Genomic DNA, 3,429 nt, shown 5'->3' with positions numbered 1-3,429 from the left:
GCAGCCCGCTGGCCGGCGCCGGCCGGCAACGGCCTGCACCAAGCAGCACCGGCTAGCACTGCGTCACCGGCTGCTCGCCCGCTGGCCACCTGCCACCCCTAGCGTGCCGGCATGAGCGCCCCCTCCCCCTTCCCACGTACTCTGCGCCGCCTGGCCGCGCTGGCCACCCTCCCGCTCGCCGCGAGCCTGGGCGCCTGCGGCCTACAGGTGACGACCACCATCCACGAGGACCAGACCGTCGAGCAGACCCTCACCGCCTGGGACGACACCTCCACGCTCACCGAGGCCGACTGCACCCCTGAGGCGGTGGGGCTGGAGCGCTACACACCCGACGGCGTCGAGGCCTCCATGAGCTTCACCACCTACAACGGCCTGCCTGCCAGGTGACCGCCACCTACGACTCCTTCGAGGCCTACAACGCGGCGAACAAGGGCGCCAGGATCACGCCGCGTGGCGACCTGTTCGAGCTCTATATCCCTCGCACCACCATTGAGGACGCTGAGCTCATGAGCCGGGCCAGGCAGGTGGATCCCGAGCCCAAGGTCGACCTCACGGTGACCTTCCCCGGCGAGTTCATGGCCTCCTCAGGGCGCATGCTCCGCTTTGAGGACAACGTCGCCATCTGGGATGACAACCTCCTGGAGGAGATCGGCGACATCATGGTGGCCGGTGTGGCCACGGCCTCCCCCTCGGTCTCATCCCCCTCGGTGGCCAGCGAGGAGCCCATCGAGGCAGCCCCGACCACCGTGGCCGAGGACCTCGACGCACCGCCCCCCGTCGCCGTGCGCGCGCAGGAGGAGACCAGCTCCGCAGGCTCACCCTGGCTGTGGATGGTGGTCGGCGTCGTCGTCATCCTGGCGGGAGCCGGTGGCACGTGGTGGTGGCGGGCGCACCAGGGCCAGCGCGGTCAGCAGACCGTAAGCCCCAACTAGACCGACTTAACCGGGAGGTAAACACTCCGTCACTAACCAGGAACCCTGGGCGCGTTGGGGCCGCAGGGCGAGGACCCTGTTCCGTATGCTCAGCACATGAGTACCACCTCACACTCCCGTTCCCTACGACGGCTCGGCGCCTTGGCGCTCGTCCCACTGGTCATGCTGCTCAGCGCCTGCGGCCTGCGCGCTGACATCACGATCCACAGCGACGACACCGCTGACATGGCCTTCCTCATGTGGGACTCCACGGGCACGCTGACCGAGTCGGACTGCAATGCCAGCGACCTGGCCGACTACACCTCTGAGCTGCCCGACGGCGCCACTGCCGAGTACACCTTCACCGAGCACAACGGCAACCCCGCCTGCCTCATCACGGCCTCCGGCCTGACCATGGGGGACGTGACCGATAGTGGTGACGGACTCGTCCACACTGACGGCAAGTACGTCTTCGACATGCCGATGAGCGACATGAGCTCAGCCTCGGCCTACCTGGAGGAGTTCACCTACTCCATCACCTTCCCCGGAAAGGTCACTGAGGCCTCCGGCAACGCGACCATCGACGGCAACACCGTGTCCTGGGACCTGACCAAGGAGACCGAGAACCTGCACGCGGTCGCTGAGGACGCTGGCGGCGGTACTGGTTCCCTGCTGCTGTGGGTGGTGGGCGGCGTCGTGCTGCTCGCCGCTATCGGTGCCGTGGTGGCGGTGGTGATCATCAGCCAGAAGAAGAAGTCGCAGGCTGCCCCCGCCCCGCTCTACGGCCAGCCGGGCACCCAGGCAGCTGCCGGCTTCCCGGTGCCCCAGCCCGGTCAGCCCACTCAGGCCCCGTACGGTCAGCCGGCTCCTCCGACGCAGCCCCTGACCCCCGGCCAGCCCTCGGCAGCCTCTGCCCCCGGCTACGGTCAGGCCCCCACAGGTTTCCCGGCACCCCAGCCGAGCCAGCCGGCTCAGCCCCCGTTCGGCCAGCCGGCTCAGCCGAGCCAGCCGGTTCCTCCGACGCAGCCCCTCACCCCCGGCCAGCCCTCGGCAGCCTCTGCCCCTGGCTACGGTCAGGCCCCCGAGCAGCCGATCCCGCCGTCGACGCCCCAGACTCCGACCTCCTGATCCACCACCGACCACGTGATGCGCGATGGACCCCTGGAATTGCGTGATTCCAGGGGTCCATCGCGCATCACGTGGTCGGTCAGCACATAGGTGGTCCGTCGTCAGGCGAACAGCGCCTGCGCCCAGGTCGTGTCCGACTTCGCCACCCCACGCGGCACCGCGAACAACGCCGCACTACGGTGCTGCAGGTACTCCTGCAGAGCGTCGTTCTTCGTCATCTTGTCCAGGATCGGATAGAAGTTCGTGCGCGGGTCACGCACGAAGGCGATGAAGAACAGACCCGTCTGCAGCTGCCCCAACGAGTCGTTGCCCTCGGTGTAGTTGTAGCCGCGGCGCAGCATCCGCCGCCCCGAGTTGCGCTCAGGCGCGACGATGGAGATGTGGGAGTCCGCCGGCACCAGCGGCTCTCCCTCAGCATCCGTGGCCTCGTAGTCCACCGCGGTGAACTCGTCCTTGGAGGAGGTCGGATCCGTGACACTCAGCGGCGCCCCGTAGCGCTTGTCCCGACCGAAGACCTGCTCCTGCTCGATGAGCCGGATGCGGTCCCAGACCTCGGAGTACATGCGGATCTTGCGCGCCACGAAGTAGGTGCCGCCCTCCATCCAGGAGGCTGCGTCGTCGTCGCCCGGCTGGACCCACAGGTGCTCGGCGAGCTCGTCAGCGGAGTCCTGCGCCTTGACGTTGTTCGTCCCGTCCTTGAAACCAAAGAGGTTGCGAGGCGTCTCCTGGTCCGTGGAGGTGGAGGAGGTGCGTCCGTAACCAATCTGGCTCCAGCGCATGGTGGCCGTGCCGAAGGCGATGCGCGTGAGGTTGCGGATCGCGTGGACCGAGACCTGGGCGTCGTCGGAGCAGACCTGGATGAGCAGGTCGCCGTCCGAGTCAGCCTCACGCAGCTGGTCGCCCCGGAAGCTCGGCATGCCCTCATCCAGGATCGCCGGCATCTTGTCCTTGAGACCAAAACGGTCGTTGCCATCAGCGTCCACGAACAAGGACTTGCCCACACCGAAGGTGATGGTCAGCCCCGAGACCGGGTAGCCCCAGGCCTCGCCCGTGTCCTTGGGCGGCAGCTGCTCGTTAGCGTCCGGTTCCCCGCCAACGAGCTCGCCGGCACACATCTGCTCAGCAGCCACCGTCCAGGCCGCGATGAGCTCCTTGAGCTCCTGGGCGTCATCCGTGCTGACGTCAAAGGCCGCCACGTAGAGCGTGTCCTGGGCGGGGGTGAGGATCCCGGCCTGGTGCTCGCCGCGGAAGTCGTAGGCCAGTGCCGTGTGCTCCACCGGCTCGGCGGCAGTGGCACGCCCAGCCCCGAATCCGGCCAGTCCTGCCATCGCCGCGCCGAAGCCCGCCGCGGTGAAGGCAGCACGCCGGCTCACCCGCGGCCGGTCCGGAC

General features: G+C 68.4%; 4 protein-coding genes. 3 read left to right on the top strand and 1 reads right to left on the bottom strand.

Features of this window, described 5'->3' with window-relative positions; all coding sequences use genetic code 11:
- The first annotated feature begins 111 nt into the window (after positions 1 to 111).
- From HMPREF0058_RS02485 to HMPREF0058_RS02475, 3 genes are all read left to right on the top strand, one after another.
- Complete coding sequence (locus HMPREF0058_RS02485) at positions 112 to 387, top strand: hypothetical protein (RefSeq protein WP_006548095.1); 276 nt, start codon at positions 112 to 114, stop codon at positions 385 to 387.
- The gene (locus HMPREF0058_RS02480; RefSeq protein WP_006548094.1) at positions 384 to 932 is read left to right on the top strand and encodes a flagellar basal body-associated FliL family protein; all 549 of its coding nucleotides are present in this window, start codon (positions 384 to 386) and stop codon (positions 930 to 932) included. Before HMPREF0058_RS02485 ends, HMPREF0058_RS02480 begins: the two co-directional genes overlap by 4 nt.
- Positions 933 to 1,028: 96 nt before the next feature.
- A complete protein-coding gene (locus HMPREF0058_RS02475; RefSeq protein WP_034236389.1) occupies positions 1,029 to 2,039 on the top strand; it encodes an LppM family (lipo)protein in 1,011 nt (336 codons plus the stop codon).
- 101 nt (positions 2,040 to 2,140) lie between these two features.
- Here HMPREF0058_RS02475 and efeB read toward each other — a convergent pair.
- Positions 2,141 to 3,429 (bottom strand): iron uptake transporter deferrochelatase/peroxidase subunit (gene efeB, locus HMPREF0058_RS02470; RefSeq protein WP_006548092.1); only part of this gene is annotated, 1,289 nt, incomplete at its 5' end.

Source organism: Actinomyces urogenitalis DSM 15434 (assembly GCF_000159035.1).
GTDB lineage: Bacteria > Actinomycetota > Actinomycetes > Actinomycetales > Actinomycetaceae > Actinomyces > Actinomyces urogenitalis.
This window is presented reverse-complemented; position numbering and strand designations above follow the sequence as displayed.

What these genes read in the sequence shown, in the direction of transcription:
- HMPREF0058_RS02485 (WP_006548095.1), top strand. Translation starts at nt 112, where the DNA reads ATGAGCGCCCCCTCCCCCTTCCCACGTACTCTGCGCCGCCTGGCCGCG.
- HMPREF0058_RS02475 (WP_034236389.1), top strand. Translation starts at nt 1,029, where the DNA reads ATGAGTACCACCTCACACTCCCGTTCCCTACGACGGCTCGGCGCCTTG.